The sequence below is a fragment of the Rhizobium sp. 05N430 genome, assembly GCF_056396985.1.
Genome location: NZ_JBFTMO010000014.1, coordinates 16,908 through 31,436, shown reverse-complemented (window position 1 = coordinate 31,436; position 14,529 = coordinate 16,908). Strand labels below are relative to the sequence as shown.

Here is a 14,529-nt window from a genome sequence, read left to right as displayed (position 1 = left end):
TACTCGACTTGCTTTTGAGGGGGCGTCAAAGCAAACGGGGCAGAAAGCGAATGCTCCCTGCCCCGGCATTTCCAGGACTTAGCCCTTGAAGGAGGCCGTCCAGTAGTCTTCGATCTGCTTCACCAGCGTGGCCGGAAGCGGAACGTAGTCGAGGGAAGAAGCTTCCTTCTGACCGTTCTCGAGTGCCCACTTGAAGAAGGCGAAGGCAGCCTTGGAGCGCGCGGCATCCTTCGGCTCCTTGTACATGATCGCCCAGGTGGTGGCGGTGATCGGCCAGGCCTTTTCGCCCGGAGCGTTGGTCATGATCAGGTAGAAGTCCTGAGCCTTGCCCCATTCGGCGCTGGCAGCAGCAGCCGAGAAGCTATCTGCATTCGGCTTCGGATACTGACCGGAGGCGTTCTGAACGAGAACGAAGGGCAGCTTGTTCTGCAGGGCATAGGCGTATTCGACGTAACCGATCGAATCCTTGACGCGGGTGACGTAGGCAGCGACGCCTTCGTTGCCCTTGCCGCCGATGCCGACCGGCCAGTTGACGGCAGTGCCTTCACCAACCTTGGACTTCCAGTCCGGGTTGACCTTGGAGAAGAAGTTCGTCCAGTTGAACGAAGTGCCCGAACCGTCCGAGCGGTGAACGACGGCGATCTGGCTATCGGGCAGCTTGAGGCCCGGGTTCAGGTCGGCGATCGCCTTGTCGTTCCACTTGGTGATGTTGCCGAGGTAGATGTCGGCGAGAACCTTGCCGGAGAGCTTTAGCTCGCCCGATTTGATCCCCTTGACGTTGATAACGGGAACGATGCCGCCGACGACGACCGGGAACTGGCCGAAGCCGCCAGCGCTGAGGTCTTCAGGCTTCATCGGGGCGTCGGACGCGCCGAAATCGACGGTCGCAGCCTTGATCTGGGCGATACCACCGCCCGAGCCGATCGACTGGTAGTTCAGCTTGTCACCGGTCTGCTTGTTGTAGTCCGCGGACCACTTGGACAGAACCGGATAGACGAAGGTCGAACCGGCGCCGGTAATATCGGCAGCGGAAGCGGACACTGCGAGCGCAGCAACCAGGCCGGCGCCGAGGCAGGCCGAAAGAAGTGTCTTGGTGAGCATATGGTCTCTTCCCTGAATGGAACGAACAATCGACGAGACCGGCGCCATGGAGGGGGTATCCACTGGCAAAGGGCGCTGAAATTCCCGTCGCAAAGGCGGGCTAGGCGCTGCACATTACAGTTTGATGACAGTTCTGCGACAGTTCGAAGTCGGCGGCCGATGCCCCACATAGCGTGCAGGACTGTTCGTTCACTAAATCAAGGATTTAACCTGTAAGGCTCTGTAAACATTACAAAATGTTAATGTCGGACTGCGTTGGTTTGACGCAGCCCGGCAAAAACCGGAGCCTTATGCGATGCCGTAGCGGCTGGCCGGCTTGTTGTGTGAGAGGTTGGGTCCGAGCGCATAGCGGGCGGCGTTCAACGCTTCGAAATCAGCCGGATCCGGTAGCGACGGTATGGTCACGAGTTCACCCTGATCGAAACCGGCAAGGGCCGCATCTACGAGATCGGTGACGTCCATCACCATCGACGGCGGCAGCTGATCAACGGAGCCGCCAGCGCGTTCGAAGATCTCCGTTCGGGTCAGGCCCGGAAGAACAGCCTGAACCTTGACGCCCTTCGGGCTGGCTTCGGCATGGATCGACTGGGTCAGGTTGAGCACAAAGGCCTTGCTGGCATTGTAAGTGCCGTGGAAGCGTTCAGCGAGGAATGCGACCACCGAGGCAATGTTGATGATGGCGCCCTTGCCGCGCTTCGCGAAGGTCTGCGCAGCCGCAACACCCAGCCGATTGACGGCCACGACGTTGATCTCGATCATCGTTTCGAGATAGTCGATATCATCTTCGAGCAATGCGCCTTTAGGGCCGATACCGGCATTGTTGACGAGCAGCGTAATCGCCTCGTCCTCACGCAGACGCTTCTCGACCTTTCGCACGTCTTCCCTGTTCGTCAGATCCGCCTGCAGGACCTCGGCCTTGATGCCGTGAGCGGCGCTGAGCTTTTCAGCCAGGGCATTCAGACGGGCTGCATCACGGGCGACCAGCAGCAGGTCGTATCCGCGCTTTGCGAGACGATCGGCATAGGTGGCGCCGATACCCGAGGAGGCGCCGGTAACGAGAGCTGTACCAAGGGAGGAAGTTGACATCGTGAAATCCTTTTCGATGCGTTGGTAATTAGTGGCATATACCACTATATTGAGATCAACGACATCTTGCGCAAGAGCGCACCGAAGAAATTATCGAAGTCGATTGACGGCCGGCAGCAATCCGGTGACACCGGATCAGGAGAACGACGATGGACGAAAAAATACCGGGCTTCGAAAGCTGGACCGTTTGCAGCAACAGCGCGCTTCGCCGCGCCACCCGCCAGCTCGGGCAGCTCTATGAGGAGGTCTTTGCGCCAAGCGGGCTGAGAGGCACGCAGTTCGGGCTGCTGACGCAGATCCATATGAACGACAAGCCGTCGCTGAAATTCCTGGCCGACGGGCTGGTGATGGACCTCTCCGCTCTCGGGCACACGCTGAAGCCGCTGATCCGGGACGGGCTGGTGGAGTTGGTGCCCGATGAAAAGGACAAGCGCGTCAAACGGGCGACGCTGACCGGGGCCGGACGGGCAAAATGGGAAGAAGCCAACCGTCTCTGGGCCGAAGCACGCGACCGTTTCGAAAACGCCTTCGGCGCTGAAGCGTCGGAAGAATTGCGCAAAACCCTGAACCGCATTTCCTCCCCCGCTTTCGCGGAGAGTTTCAGGCGCTGAGGTTCGGCACTCAGACCCTGATCACATAATCCTTGCGAGTCGTTTCAACGACTTCCCACGTTCCGTTGAAGCCGGGTCTGAGGATCATGCGGTCGCCAGCCTTGAGATGCACCGGTTCGCCGCCGTCTTCGGTGACGATCGAATGGCCTGACAGCACGTTGAAATATTCCCACTCATCGTAGGAGATCCGCCATTTGCCGGGTGTCGCTTCCCAAATGCCGGCATAGAGGCCGCCTTCGGCTTCTTCCAGGTTCCAGGTGCGGAATTGCGGATTGCCGGAAACGATGCGGTCGGCGGCGGGCGCGCCCACTTCGGGCTCAACTGACGCCGGGTCGAATACGAGTTGATGCGGCATGCGGTCTCCTATCGAGCAGATGTCAGAAGCTTGACGCCGAATCCCATGAAAATGAGGCCGGCCATCGCGTCGATGCGTCGGCGTCCCCGCGCATAGGCGCCTGATACGGTAGGGTTTCGCAAGACCGTCAGAACGAAGGTGTACCAAAGCGAGGACACCAGAACCATCGTCACCACGGCCAGAGCGCCATGCACCCAGGAATGGTCGGCAGGCAGGGTGGCGGCAAAGAGACTGGCGACGAAGACGGCCGATTTCGGATTGGCGAGATTGGTTATCAGGCCGGAATAGAAGGCCTGCCGGCTGCTCATGGCGGGGCGGACCACAGGTTCGCCCAGCGTTGCGGACTTGCTGTAGGTCTTCCACAAAAGCTTGGCGCCGAGCCAGAGAAGATAGGCGCCACCGGCGATCTTCAGGAACAGGTAGGCAAAGGGTGCGGCTGAGAACAGGGCGCTGATGCCGAGCCAACCGGCCAGTCCCCAGCAGACCGTGCCGAGGATGACTCCGGCGATGACCGCGACCGCGGCACGCGTCGAGCCCTCCAGCGCCGTGCGCACGACGATGAAGAAATTCGGCCCCGGCGTGATGGCGGCGACCGCCCAGATTGCGGCAACGGAGAGAAGAAACATGGCTTGATGAGACTCGCGGAAATGGTTTCAGACCAGAACCTTAGAGGCTTTGGATGGCTTGGCCAAGTGGGACGGAATCACGTCAGCCCGATGCGCGTCGCGGCTTCCCGAAACAAGGCCTGATCCACCGGCACGAGATGAAAAGCGGCGAAAAAATCGGCCAGATGATAGCCGGAATATCGCTGGCGGATCGCCGCGACATGCGCCCGCCCTTCGTCGAGCCGCCCGCCAACGGCAAGGCAGAGCGCGGCGATGGCCATGATATGCACATGCGCGTTGGGGCGCATCGCGGCCTTTGCGGCCCAATCGGCAGCCTCCTCGTATCGGCCAAGGCGCACCAGGGCGATCGCCCGGCTTGCCAGCATTCCAAACAGCATCGGATCGTAGGGGCTGAGGGACTGCGACTGGTCTGCAGAAAGGATCGCGGCCTGCGGATCCCCGGACTGGCAGTGCACGAAGGCCAGTGAATAATGCGCGAAGGCAAAGCTGGGGCTGAGATCGACGGACTGGCGCAGCTCCTCGATCGACTGGTCATGCAGCTTGCGCAGCCATAGCGCCCGGCCGATCGACAAGTGGGCGGCCGGATCGCGGTCGTCGGCAAGCAATGCCTGGCTGGCCGTCCGGTAGGCCAGTTCCGCCTGTTCGTCGCGGTCGGCCCAGTGCTGGAAAGCGTTCTGGAAATGGGTGAAAGAAAGCCCGGCATGGGCGCGGGCGAAGGTGGGATCGAGGCTGATCGCCCGTTCGAAAAATTGCTGCGCCTGATCGTTGTCGGCCTTGGTGAAGCGGAACATGTGCCAGAGACCGCGGTGATGCGCCTCCCAGGCATCCAGCGAATTCGGCGGTTTGAGAAAGGCGCGGTTGCGTTCCTGCGTTTCGATCTCCCGCTCGATCGAGGCGACGACGCGGCTGCCGATTTCCTCCAGCAGCAGAAGGGTCTCTCCGGCATTCTGGTCGAACGCGTCGGACCATACGATCGTGTTGGACCGCGCCTCGATCAGTTCCAGCCGGATGATGATGCGGGTTCCGGTGCGCTCGAAGATACCGTTGACCACATAATCGACGTTGAGGGCAGCGGCGATGTCTTCGGACGAGCGCATCCGCTCCCGCAGCGCGAACATCGTTCCCTGGGCAATGACCTTCAGCGTGCGGAGCTTCGCGAGCCGGGAAATGATGTCATAGACAAGCGCATCCGACGTGCCGCCGGGTATGGCGAGCACCGACATGTCGTTGAAGGGCATGACGGCGATCGAGGCGCGGCGGCGGTTATCGGCAGGCGTTTCCGATGGCGGCGTTTCAGGTGCCGTGGATGCCACGGCGCCAGGTTTGGCAGGTTTTCTGCGAAGGTCTTCCCAGAGAGCGCGCAGAGACGCGGTCTCGATGCCCTCGGTGGCAAAGGACCGCAACGTGGCCTCAAAGTGTTCGCCTGCATCGCGAAGCCGTCCCTCGGTCGCGAGCGCCGACAGCAGTAATTCGTGAGGCCGGAGATCGAAGGGTGCCAACTCGATCCAGCGGTCGAGATAAGGCAGTCGTTCGGCACCGGCCAAAACCTCGACGATATGGGCGAGGATATCCGCCTGCATGTCGCGGAAGCGGCGGCGCTGGGAAATCAGCCATGTTTCGAAGGCCGGAAGTCTGTCGATCGCGAGGCCATCCAGGAACTCGCCCGAGGCGCGATCGGCAAGTGACGCCAGCATTGCGACCGGCACGCCGTCGAACCCGGCGCGGGCCGCCAGAGCGACCTCGACCGCATCGACGGCACAGCCGGTGAGATCAAGGGCGACCGTATCGCCCTGCACGATCACGCGCTCGCCGATCAGGGCGCGGATGCGGCTCAGGCACCAGCGCAACTCGCCGCGCGGATCGTCGGCGACATCCCAGAAGAGGTCGCAGAGCTGTGCCCTGCCCTGCGCATAGGGCGAGAGGATCAGATAGGCGAGCAAGGCGCGGACTTTTCGCGACCCCGGCAGCTTCACCTCGGCACCGTCGCGGCGGACCGCCATCGGCCCGAGAAGGCAGATTTCCAGTGGCGGCCGTTCGTGCCGCCCGGATATTTCCACGGTTGTTCCCACGCCTGGTGACACGGCGTCCCCCATGGTCACCGCCTATACCGGAAGCGTCCGGCGGCTTGATGCACGGCGGCGGTATTCACACTTCAACAATCTGATCCAGGGAGAGAAGAATGTCCACTTCCGCGGCTCTTGCCGGCACACCCGCTCAACCGATGGCCGATCTTGCGGCCCTGAAGGCCCGCCAGCAGGGCGCCTGGTCTTCGGGCGATTATGCCGTCGTCGGCACCACCCTGCAGATCGTCGGCGAAAGCCTGTGCGAGGCGCTGGATCTGCGCGCCGGGTCCACGGTTCTCGACGTCGCTGCCGGCAACGGCAACGGCTCGCTGGCCGCCGCGCGCCGCTGGTGTGCGGTGACGGCGACCGACTATGTCCCGGCTCTCCTCGAAAAGGCGAAGGAACGGGCAAAGGCCGATCGCCTGATGATGGAGTTTCAGGAGGCGGATGCCGAGAACCTGCCCTTCGCGGACCAGAGCTTCGACTATGCGATGTCGATCTTCGGGGTGATGTTCACGCCCGACCAGGAGCGCGCGGCCGCCGAACTGCTGCGAGTTTGCAAGAGCGGCGGATCGATCGGCCTTGCGAACTGGACACCCGACGGCTTCATCGGACAGCTGTTCAAGACCATCGGACGCCACGTGCCGCCACCAACAGGCGCCCGCTCGCCTGCGCTTTGGGGCACGCGTGCCCGGCTTGAGGAGCTGTTTCCATCAGGCAAGGCATCGGTCGTCGCGACGCCGCGCCAGTTCGTATTTCGCTACAAGTCCTCAGCGCATTGGCTGGATGTCTTCCGGACGTTCTACGGGCCGGTTCTCAAGGCCTTTGGCACGCTCGATGACACCGGGCAAAAGGCGCTGGCAGCCGAGTTCATGGAGCTTGCTGCCCGTTTCAACCGGGCCGAGGACGGTACCATGGTGGTTCCGAGCGAGTATCTGGAAGTGGTGATCATGAGACGCTGAGATAGGCTGCCGCGCCGATAAGCCGGCGTCACGCCGGTGTCACGCGACGGAAGAGCTAATTTATGATTAGCTCATCTTGAGGGGCTGGGGGCCGCTCGATGCGAAAAGGGGTTCGCCGTGGTAGGGCGTGGCGGGCCCCTTTCGCGTTCGTGCGCTGGAACAGCAGAAAAATCACGAGGCATGCATGTCCGGGACGAACGAGTTCATCGCGGAGGTGACGAGGGCTGCCAGCGAGGTCCAGACACTTGGGCCGGATGATGCGCGGCGCTTCATCCTTCGATCCGTAAGCACAATACGCGAAATGCGCCAGCTTGTCGGGATTCCGAGCAACGGAAGCTACGACACCGTCTTCGATCTCCTGAAGATCGCTACCTCGGCCGGCCAGCAGCCACCCAGCGACCTGGCAAGAGCACTGCTGATGGCAGCCGACATGATGCGCACGCTGCATATGGTCATCGACAGCCGCGACGCAATCTCRCTCACCGGCATCTGCCAGTCGCGATAGCGCCGCGGCAACGCGTCGTCAGATCTTGGCGAGCGACTGTTCGAGATCGGCGATGATGTCCTTGACGTCTTCGATACCGACGGAGAGACGCACGACATCAGGACCAGCACTGGCGGCGATGCGCTGTTCATCGGTCAGCTGGCGGTGCGTCGTCGAGGCCGGGTGGATCACCAGCGAGCGGGTGTCGCCGATATTGGCGAGATGCGAGAAGAGCTCCAGCCCCTCGACGAAGGTCTTGCCGGCCTCGTAGCCGCCCTTGATGCCGAAGGTGAAGACCGATCCGGCGCCCTTTGGCGAATAGCGCTGCTGCAATGCGTGGTTCGGATCATCATCGAGACCGGCATAATTGACCCAGGCCACCTTGCTGTGGGCTTTGAGCCATTTGGCGACCGCGATGGCATTGTCGCTGTGGCGCTGCATACGCAGCGGCAGCGTTTCGATGCCGGTCAGGATCAGGAATGCGTTGAAGGGCGCAATTGCCGGGCCAAGGTCGCGCAGGCCGAGTACGCGGCAGGCGATGGCGAAGGCAAAGTTGCCAAAGGTCGAGTGCAGCACGACGCCGTTATATTCCGGGCGCGGGCTGGACAGCATCGGATAATTGCCGGATTTCGACCAGTCGAACGTGCCGCCATCGACGATGATGCCGCCCATCGAATTGCCATGGCCGCCAAGGAACTTGGTGAGCGAATGAATGACGATATCGGCACCGTGTTCGATCGGGCGGATCAGATAGGGCGACGCCATCGTGTTGTCGACGATCAGCGGCAGGCCGTGCCTGTGCGCCACTTCCGCAATCGCAGCGATATCAACGAAAGTACCGCCCGGATTGGCAAGGCTCTCGATGAAGATCGCGCGGGTGTTGCCGTCGATATGCTTCTCGAAGCTCGCCGGATCCTCGACATCGCCCCAGCGGACCTGCCAGCCGAAATTATCGAAGGCATGGCCGAACTGGTTGATCGAGCCGCCATAGAGGCGTTTGGCGGCGACGAAATTGTCGCCCGGGCGCATGATCGTGTGGAAAACGATCATCTGCGCGGCGTGACCCGATGCGACGGCGAGCGCGGCGGTGCCGCCCTCAAGTGCTGCGACACGCTCTTCGAGCACCGCCTGAGTCGGGTTCATGATGCGGGTGTAAATATTGCCGAATGCCTGCAGGCCGAAGAGCGAGGCGGCGTGATCGGCGTCGTTGAAGACGTAGGCCGTGGTCTGATAGATCGGCGTGGCACGGGCGCCAGTCGCCGGATCGGGCTGCGCGCCCGCGTGGATTGCCAGTGTGTTGAAGCCTGGATTGTTCGTTGCCATGCCGTCCTCCCATTGCGTTGAATGGCGGCAGCATAGCCAAGGCGGCGCAAATGTTAATCGCCTGACGTTTCAACCGTCGGGAGAAATGTGGAAAATCCGTTCGCTATCCGGCAAGCCGCGGAATTTCGATTGCCGGGCAGCGGTCCATCACCACCTTGATGCCGCCGGCCTCGGCGCGGCGGGCTGCATCGTCGTCGCGCACGCCGAGCTGAGCCCAGATCACCCGCGGGCGGACGGCCAGCGCCAGAGTTTCGGTCACCACCTCCTGCAGATATTCGGAGGCGCGGAACACATCGACCATATCGACGGGAACAGGAATATCCTCGAGCCTGCCGTAGACCATCTGCCCATGGATCGTCTTGCCCGCCTGCCCCGGATTGACCGGGATTACCTCGTAGCCGCGTGACAGGAGATACCCCATCACGCCGTTGCTCGGGCGCGCCGGGTTCGGCGACGCGCCCGTCAGCGCAATCGTCTTCACGGAATTCAGAATTTCGGCGATGTAGGCATCGCTGTAGTGATCATGATCCATCGGCCCATCCCCCGCAGCCATTTTTTCACCCGGTTGAAACCTGCAGTTCTTTCAGGCGTATATATAGCCATACGGGTTCCAAGGAGGAATGGCCCATGAAAAAACTTGTGCTGACAATTGCGATCGTGCTGGCGGCCTCGCCTTCCTTCGCGATCTCGCGTCTCAATCCGCTATCGATGACCTGCCAGAGCGCGCGCGCCGCCATCCACAATCAGGGCGCGGTGATCTTCCGCTGGACCTCGCCGCGCGGACTGCCGCTCTATGACCGGTTCGTGCGCAACAGCCGCTTCTGCGACGCCAATGAGTATGCCGAATGGAAAAACATCCCGACGCGTGACGACCGGTCCTGCCCGGTCCTCAACTGCCAGAACATCGACAACCTGGACGGGACATTTCTTGTTCCGAACCACTCATTGTAACGTATCGATGCGTGTTGGAAACCGTTCTCACAGTGCTGAAAGGCGCATGCCTACTCGCGCCTTTCAGCATCGATTGTGCCGAAATGCACCCTATGGGCGCACAATCTACGGCATACCAAAGTAATAGAATAATCTCTATATTTCAGTAAGATAACTAAATGGTGAAATAGACCGCAAGGCGATGTTCACTTTTTGTTTTTTCTTTAAGCCAGCTTCGTTCCCGCATATATTAGAGACACCTCACAGTTGAGTGGCGGGAATAAAAATAAACGCATCGGGAGTGCACGCAGGAAGGGTCCGACGCAGCTCCAATCTCCTCGCCTGCGACACCGTTCCCGGCGATAATCATAGCGTCAGGTTGCAAAATAATCCGGGCGCATTGATTTTCGGCGTGGCGAAGCTCATACCGCTGATGTTCTCCCGCCTCCCCGCTCCGGTTTGCGATCTTGCCCCTCGACGTCATTCTTCTGGTTCTCTTCGGCGCCCTTCTCCACGCGACATGGAACGCCATCATCAAGGCAGGCACCGACAAGTCGCTCGACGCGGCATTGATCTCTGCAGGCGGCGCAGTCGCTGCACTTCCCTTCCTGGCATTTCTGCCGCTGCCGAATGCTGCGGCCTGGCCGTTCATCGGCGTCTCCGCCATCCTGCAATTTGCCTATTTCCAGCTGGTTGCCGGTGCCTACCGGGCCGGTGACATCGGGCTCGTCTATCCGCTGATGCGCGGTTGCGCACCACTGCTGATCGCCGCCACAAGCAGCTTCGTGCTCGGCGAAACGCTGTCAGGCGGCGCACTGATCGGAACGATGACGATCTGCGCCGGCATCCTGACGCTGGCCTTCGAAGCCAGACACGGCAGCCGCCACGCCATCATGCTGGCCCTTATCAATGCCTGCGTGATCGCCACTTACACCTATGTCGATGGCATCGGCGCACGGATATCCGGCAATGCGATCTCCTATACGCTGTGGATGTCGCTGCTGCCGCCGGTGCTCTTGTTTGCCTGGGCGATATCGCGGCGCGGCGCCCGCGTGGTCGCCATCCACGTGCGCGTTCACTGGTGGCGCGGCCTGATTGGCGGCTCTGGCTCGATCGCCTCCTATGGATTGGCGCTCTGGGCCATGACCAAGGCGCCCGTGGCAACGGTCGCCGCGCTGCGCGAAACCTCGATCCTCTTCGCACTGGTGATCTCGGTCGTCGTGCTAAAAGAGCGCGCCAGCCCCTGGCGCTACCTCGCCGGCGTCATCATTGCCATGGGCGGGCTGATCTTGAAGCTCGGGTAGTCACTCCTCCGGCCAGACAGGCATGCGCTTGCCGAGAAAGGCGTCGATTCCTTCTTCCGCGTCGGCCGTCAGCATGCTATCGACCATGACTTCGGCGGCGAAAGTGTAGGCTTCCTCGACCGGCATTTCGAGCTGGCGATAGAAGGCTTCCTTGCCGATGCGGATCGCTTCCGGTGACTTCGAGGCGATGACGGAGGCGTATTTCGTCACCACCTGCGTCAGGTACTGTTTCGGCACGATGCGGTTGACGAGGCCGAAGTCCTTGGCGGTCGAGGCGTCGATGGTCTCGCCGGTCAGCAGCATTTCCATCGCCTGCTTGCGATGCGCGGCCCGGGATATCGCAACCATCGGCGTCGAGCAGAACAGGCCGATATTGACGCCCGGCGTGCAGAAGGTCGCGGTGTCGGTGCAGATCGCCAGATCGCAGGACGCAACCAGCTGGCAGCCGGCGGCGGTCGCCAGACCGTCGATTTCGGCGATCACCGGTTTCGGCAGACGGGTGATTTCGAGCATCAGATCGGCGGCAAGCGCAAAGCTCTCCTCGAAGAAGGCAACGCCATCATCGGCATCGGCGCGATGCGCCGTCAGCTCCTTCAGGTCGTGCCCGGCAGAGAAGATGTTGCCGGTAGAGGCGATGATGATGACGCGCACCGACGAATCCTCGCCGGCGGCCTGCAACTCGCCCATCAGCGTTTCCATGACGGCGATCGACAACGCATTGGCCGGCGGATTGTTCAGGGTGAGCCTGAGAACCCCGTCATTCAGCTGGCGCAGCACCAGCGCAGCCCCGGCCGCCTTGTCTGGATCTTTCCGGAAGGAAACGACTTCGGCCATTGGTCTAACTCCCTGCAATCATCTTTCGTGCTAGATGTTCTGCCACAGCGCGCCGGCAATTTCGAGGTGAACAGATGCAACCGGTCATGACGATCGACGAGGTCCACCGTTTTCTGGAGACGGACTTTCCGCAGATCCATATGGACGGGCGGGTGCTCAAGGTGATCGACATCGCGCCCGGCAAGGCTTCGATGCGGCTCGACCCGGCCGAACGGCATCTGCGGCCCGGCGGCACGATTTCAGGACCGGCGCTCTTCACCCTGGCGGATGTCACCGCCTATGTAGCAGTGCTCTCGCATATCGGCCCCGTGGCGCTCGCCGTCACCACGAATCTCAACATCAATTTTTTCAGATTCCCGAAGCTGGAACCCACCTTCTGCACCTGCCGGATTCTCAAGCTCGGCAGGCGTCTGGCAGTGATCGAGGCATCGATATTTCAGCGCGATGAGAGCGAATTGATCGCGCACGCCACCGCCACTTACTCGATTCCACCCCGGGAAATATGAGGTATTACAATACCATATACCTATCGCATTGATATTGCTTGTCTATTTTTTCAGATGGCCGATTGCTCGATGTTGACCCGGGCAGGGGTTGCCTTTATACACACCGCCAGAACGCAGCCTTTCCGGGCTGCTTTCTTTTTGGCCGTCTCCGGACACCAAACCAAGCAACAAGAAACGCCCTTCGCCTTCGGGCATAAGGGATCCAAAAGAGAGTAACTACTATGGCAACTTTCTCCCAGAAGCCTGCAGAGGTGGAGAAGAAGTGGGTCATCATCGACGCCGAAGGGCTTGTCGTTGGCCGTCTCGCTTCCGTAATCGCTATGCGTCTGCGCGGCAAGCACAAGGCAACCTTCACGCCTCACGTTGACGACGGCGACAACGTCATCGTCATCAATGCAGACAAGGTCGTCTTCACCGGCAAGAAGTATTCCGACAAGGTTTACTACTGGCACACCGGCTATGCCGGCGGCATCAAGGAACGTACTGCTCGCCAGATCATCGAAGGCCGCTTCCCGGAGCGCGTTCTCGAAAAGGCTGTTGAGCGCATGGTTCCGCGCGGCCCGCTCGGTCGTCGCCAGATGAAGAACCTGCGCGTTTACGCTGGTTCCAACCATCCTCACGAAGCACAGCAGCCCGTCGTTCTCGACGTCGCCAAGCTGAACAAAAAGAATGTAAGGAGCGCCTAAGAATGGCTGACCTCTCCTCCCTGAAGGATCTCGGCACGTCTTCCGAAGCAGCTGCTCCGGTTCACGTCCGTAAGGTCGACTCGCTTGGCCGTTCCTACGCGACCGGCAAGCGCAAGAACGCTGTCGCCCGCGTATGGCTCAAGGCCGGCTCCGGCAAGATCATCGTCAACGGCAAGGAATTCACTGAATACTTTGCACGTCCGGTTCTGCAGATGATCCTGCGCCAGCCGATCTTCGCTGCTGCCCGCGATGGCCAGTTCGACATCATCGCAACGGTTGCAGGCGGCGGTCTTTCCGGCCAGGCCGGTGCCGTTCGTCACGGTCTCTCCAAGGCCCTCACCTACTTCGAGCCGGGCCTGCGTCCGGTCCTGAAGAAGGGTGGCTTCCTGACCCGCGACAGCCGCGTCGTCGAGCGTAAGAAGTACGGTAAGGCCAAGGCCCGCCGTTCGTTCCAGTTCTCGAAGCGTTAATCGCTTTTCGGACACTGCTTTGCGGAAAGGCCGGGCTTTTGCCCGGCCTTTTTGCTTTCTGCGAACCTTTTGACTTATCGGCATCGTGAATTATAATTCACAGATGATCGAGGTTCGCCAGAGTGCCATTCGCCAAATGGCTTGGCGAACTGCGCGATGCGAATGCCCGCCTTCGCGTCGTCACGGGCATCCGCCGCATGGAGCTCGGAAATCCCGGCGACGTGAAACCTGTCGGAGACGGCGTGAGCGAAATGCGCATAGCCTATGGTCCCGGCTATCGCGTCTACTTCACCAGAACGGGTGACACGATCGTCATCCTTTTATGCGGCGGGGACAAATCCTCGCAAAGCCGCGACATTGCTCTGGCGAAACAGCTGGCAAAGGAGATTTGAGATGCCCCTCGAAACCACCCGCTTCGATATCCAGGACCACCTGAAGACACCGGAAGAGCAGATCGTCTACCTCGAAGCAGCCTTTGAGGATGGTGATCCCGCGCTTATCGCCCACGCGCTCGGTGACGTCGCGCGCGCCGTCGGCATGACCTCGGTCGCGAAGGAGGCCGGTGTCACCCGCGAGGCGCTGTACAAATCCCTCAGCGAAACAGGCGACCCGCGCCTTTCGACATTCTTCGGCGTCATCAAAGCCCTTGGCCTGAAAATCTCGATCTCACCTGGCAAGGATGCCGCGTGAAATCGCGGTTCACTCCGGTTTGAAGAAGAACGCCTCGAGCCGGTAGCCATCCGGATCGATGATGAAGGCCGCGTAGTAGAACTGGCCGTAGTCCGGGCGAATCCCCGGTGTGCCGTTGTCTTCGCCGCCATTCGCCATGCCGGCGGCATAAAACGCGTTGACAGCTTCCTCGCTGGGTGCCGTGAAGCAAAAGTGCAGGCCCGAGCTGCGATCGGCGGGAACCGGGCGCGCCACCTGACTGACCCAGAAAGCAGGCTTGTCGGCGCCATAGCCCACCGTGCCATCGAAATTCGACAGCCGCTCATAGCCGAGCGGCGCCAGCAACGCATCGTAGAACTGGCGCGATCTCTCGAGATCCTTCACTCCGATCGATACGTGATCGAACATGCCCATCAGTCTCTCCTCTTCGGTTGAACCAAGCTTCTTTGAAGCGATGGATGAAGTCAACGCAGACCGAGCGTCGCAACCATGGAGGCGGCGGCAGGGCCGCCGCCTCTC

General features: G+C 61.0%; 19 protein-coding genes. 10 read left to right on the top strand and 9 right to left on the bottom strand.

What is annotated here, in order from left to right:
- Positions 1-78 precede the first annotated feature (78 nt).
- Complete coding sequence (gene pstS, locus AC1DJO_RS23365) at positions 79-1,101, bottom strand: phosphate ABC transporter substrate-binding protein PstS (protein WP_477973135.1); 1,023 nt, start codon at positions 1,099-1,101, stop codon at positions 79-81.
- A gap of 288 nt (positions 1,102-1,389) precedes the next feature.
- Complete coding sequence (locus tag AC1DJO_RS23360; RefSeq protein WP_477973133.1) at positions 1,390-2,187, bottom strand: SDR family NAD(P)-dependent oxidoreductase; 798 nt, start codon at positions 2,185-2,187, stop codon at positions 1,390-1,392.
- A 149-nt stretch (positions 2,188-2,336) separates the two neighbouring features.
- Between AC1DJO_RS23360 and AC1DJO_RS23355 the strand changes: the two genes are divergently transcribed.
- Positions 2,337-2,798 (top strand): MarR family winged helix-turn-helix transcriptional regulator, encoded by a 462-nt coding sequence (locus tag AC1DJO_RS23355; protein ID WP_477973131.1) that lies wholly within the window; start codon positions 2,337-2,339, stop codon positions 2,796-2,798.
- Between the two features lie 10 nt (positions 2,799-2,808).
- On the opposite strand, the gene AC1DJO_RS23350 is transcribed toward AC1DJO_RS23355, so the two are convergent.
- From AC1DJO_RS23350 to AC1DJO_RS23340, 3 genes are all read right to left on the bottom strand, one after another.
- Entirely contained in the window at positions 2,809-3,153 is a 345-nt protein-coding gene (locus tag AC1DJO_RS23350) for a cupin domain-containing protein (RefSeq protein WP_477973130.1), read from the bottom strand.
- A gap of 8 nt (positions 3,154-3,161) precedes the next feature.
- On the bottom strand, positions 3,162-3,779 hold the full coding sequence (locus AC1DJO_RS23345) for a LysE family transporter (RefSeq protein WP_477973128.1): 618 nt from the start codon (positions 3,777-3,779) through the stop codon (positions 3,162-3,164).
- Between the two features lie 77 nt (positions 3,780-3,856).
- Complete coding sequence (locus tag AC1DJO_RS23340) at positions 3,857-5,836, bottom strand: transcriptional regulator (protein WP_477973126.1); 1,980 nt, start codon at positions 5,834-5,836, stop codon at positions 3,857-3,859.
- A gap of 122 nt (positions 5,837-5,958) precedes the next feature.
- Here AC1DJO_RS23340 and AC1DJO_RS23335 point away from each other — a divergent pair, with 122 nt between their 5' ends.
- Positions 5,959-6,804, top strand: a complete 846-nt coding sequence (locus AC1DJO_RS23335) for a class I SAM-dependent methyltransferase (protein ID WP_477973124.1) — start codon at positions 5,959-5,961, stop codon at positions 6,802-6,804.
- A gap of 184 nt (positions 6,805-6,988) precedes the next feature.
- On the top strand, positions 6,989-7,309 hold the full coding sequence (locus AC1DJO_RS23330) for a hypothetical protein (RefSeq protein ID WP_112389648.1): 321 nt from the start codon (positions 6,989-6,991) through the stop codon (positions 7,307-7,309).
- An 18-nt stretch (positions 7,310-7,327) separates the two neighbouring features.
- On the opposite strand, the gene AC1DJO_RS23325 is transcribed toward AC1DJO_RS23330, so the two are convergent.
- Positions 7,328-8,611, bottom strand: a complete 1,284-nt coding sequence (locus AC1DJO_RS23325; protein WP_477973122.1) for an O-acetylhomoserine aminocarboxypropyltransferase — start codon at positions 8,609-8,611, stop codon at positions 7,328-7,330.
- A 103-nt stretch (positions 8,612-8,714) separates the two neighbouring features.
- A complete protein-coding gene (locus AC1DJO_RS23320; RefSeq protein WP_112537441.1) occupies positions 8,715-9,143 on the bottom strand; it encodes a CoA-binding protein in 429 nt (142 codons plus the stop codon).
- Between the two features lie 95 nt (positions 9,144-9,238).
- Here AC1DJO_RS23320 and AC1DJO_RS23315 point away from each other — a divergent pair, with 95 nt between their 5' ends.
- Entirely contained in the window at positions 9,239-9,562 is a 324-nt protein-coding gene (locus AC1DJO_RS23315; RefSeq protein ID WP_112389645.1) for a hypothetical protein, read from the top strand.
- A 446-nt stretch (positions 9,563-10,008) separates the two neighbouring features.
- Entirely contained in the window at positions 10,009-10,845 is an 837-nt protein-coding gene (locus AC1DJO_RS23310; protein WP_112389644.1) for an EamA family transporter, read from the top strand.
- Here AC1DJO_RS23310 and AC1DJO_RS23305 read toward each other — a convergent pair whose 3' ends face one another.
- A complete protein-coding gene (locus AC1DJO_RS23305) occupies positions 10,846-11,679 on the bottom strand; it encodes an enoyl-CoA hydratase (protein ID WP_477973119.1) in 834 nt (277 codons plus the stop codon). It lies immediately after the preceding gene.
- Between the two features lie 74 nt (positions 11,680-11,753).
- Between AC1DJO_RS23305 and AC1DJO_RS23300 the strand changes: the two genes are divergently transcribed.
- The 5 genes from AC1DJO_RS23300 (at position 11,754) to AC1DJO_RS23280 (ending at position 14,031) form a co-directional block, all read left to right on the top strand.
- Complete coding sequence (locus AC1DJO_RS23300; RefSeq protein WP_477973117.1) at positions 11,754-12,185, top strand: PaaI family thioesterase; 432 nt, start codon at positions 11,754-11,756, stop codon at positions 12,183-12,185.
- Between the two features lie 221 nt (positions 12,186-12,406).
- On the top strand, positions 12,407-12,871 hold the full coding sequence (gene rplM, locus AC1DJO_RS23295; RefSeq protein WP_112389641.1) for a 50S ribosomal protein L13: 465 nt from the start codon (positions 12,407-12,409) through the stop codon (positions 12,869-12,871).
- A gap of 2 nt (positions 12,872-12,873) precedes the next feature.
- The gene (rpsI, locus tag AC1DJO_RS23290; RefSeq protein ID WP_112389640.1) at positions 12,874-13,341 is read left to right on the top strand and encodes a 30S ribosomal protein S9; all 468 of its coding nucleotides are present in this window, start codon (positions 12,874-12,876) and stop codon (positions 13,339-13,341) included.
- A 122-nt stretch (positions 13,342-13,463) separates the two neighbouring features.
- Positions 13,464-13,733 carry a type II toxin-antitoxin system RelE/ParE family toxin gene (locus AC1DJO_RS23285; protein ID WP_477973115.1) on the top strand — a complete coding sequence of 90 codons (270 nt, stop codon included), beginning with the start codon at positions 13,464-13,466 and terminating at the stop codon, positions 13,731-13,733.
- A gap of 1 nt (position 13,734) precedes the next feature.
- Complete coding sequence (locus AC1DJO_RS23280) at positions 13,735-14,031, top strand: addiction module antidote protein (protein ID WP_112516987.1); 297 nt, start codon at positions 13,735-13,737, stop codon at positions 14,029-14,031.
- 9 nt (positions 14,032-14,040) lie between these two features.
- Here AC1DJO_RS23280 and AC1DJO_RS23275 read toward each other — a convergent pair whose 3' ends face one another.
- A complete protein-coding gene (locus AC1DJO_RS23275) occupies positions 14,041-14,418 on the bottom strand; it encodes a VOC family protein (RefSeq protein ID WP_477973239.1) in 378 nt (125 codons plus the stop codon).
- Positions 14,419-14,529 lie beyond the last annotated feature (111 nt).

Coding starts and splice junctions, on each gene's coding strand:
- AC1DJO_RS23280 (WP_112516987.1), top strand. CDS start 13,735: ATGCCCCTCGAAACCACCCGCTTCGATATCCAGGACCACCTGAAGACA.
- AC1DJO_RS23360 (WP_477973133.1), bottom strand. CDS start 2,187: ATGTCAACTTCCTCCCTTGGTACAGCTCTCGTTACCGGCGCCTCCTCG.
- pstS (WP_477973135.1), bottom strand. CDS start 1,101: ATGCTCACCAAGACACTTCTTTCGGCCTGCCTCGGCGCCGGCCTGGTT.
- AC1DJO_RS23325 (WP_477973122.1), bottom strand. CDS start 8,611: ATGGCAACGAACAATCCAGGCTTCAACACACTGGCAATCCACGCGGGC.
- AC1DJO_RS23345 (WP_477973128.1), bottom strand. CDS start 3,779: ATGTTTCTTCTCTCCGTTGCCGCAATCTGGGCGGTCGCCGCCATCACG.
- AC1DJO_RS23350 (WP_477973130.1), bottom strand. CDS start 3,153: ATGCCGCATCAACTCGTATTCGACCCGGCGTCAGTTGAGCCCGAAGTG.
- AC1DJO_RS23275 (WP_477973239.1), bottom strand. CDS start 14,418: ATGTTCGATCACGTATCGATCGGAGTGAAGGATCTCGAGAGATCGCGC.
- AC1DJO_RS23315 (WP_112389645.1), top strand. CDS start 9,239: ATGAAAAAACTTGTGCTGACAATTGCGATCGTGCTGGCGGCCTCGCCT.
- AC1DJO_RS23320 (WP_112537441.1), bottom strand. CDS start 9,143: ATGGATCATGATCACTACAGCGATGCCTACATCGCCGAAATTCTGAAT.
- rpsI (WP_112389640.1), top strand. CDS start 12,874: ATGGCTGACCTCTCCTCCCTGAAGGATCTCGGCACGTCTTCCGAAGCA.
- AC1DJO_RS23335 (WP_477973124.1), top strand. CDS start 5,959: ATGTCCACTTCCGCGGCTCTTGCCGGCACACCCGCTCAACCGATGGCC.
- AC1DJO_RS23355 (WP_477973131.1), top strand. CDS start 2,337: ATGGACGAAAAAATACCGGGCTTCGAAAGCTGGACCGTTTGCAGCAAC.
- rplM (WP_112389641.1), top strand. CDS start 12,407: ATGGCAACTTTCTCCCAGAAGCCTGCAGAGGTGGAGAAGAAGTGGGTC.
- AC1DJO_RS23305 (WP_477973119.1), bottom strand. CDS start 11,679: ATGGCCGAAGTCGTTTCCTTCCGGAAAGATCCAGACAAGGCGGCCGGG.
- AC1DJO_RS23300 (WP_477973117.1), top strand. CDS start 11,754: ATGCAACCGGTCATGACGATCGACGAGGTCCACCGTTTTCTGGAGACG.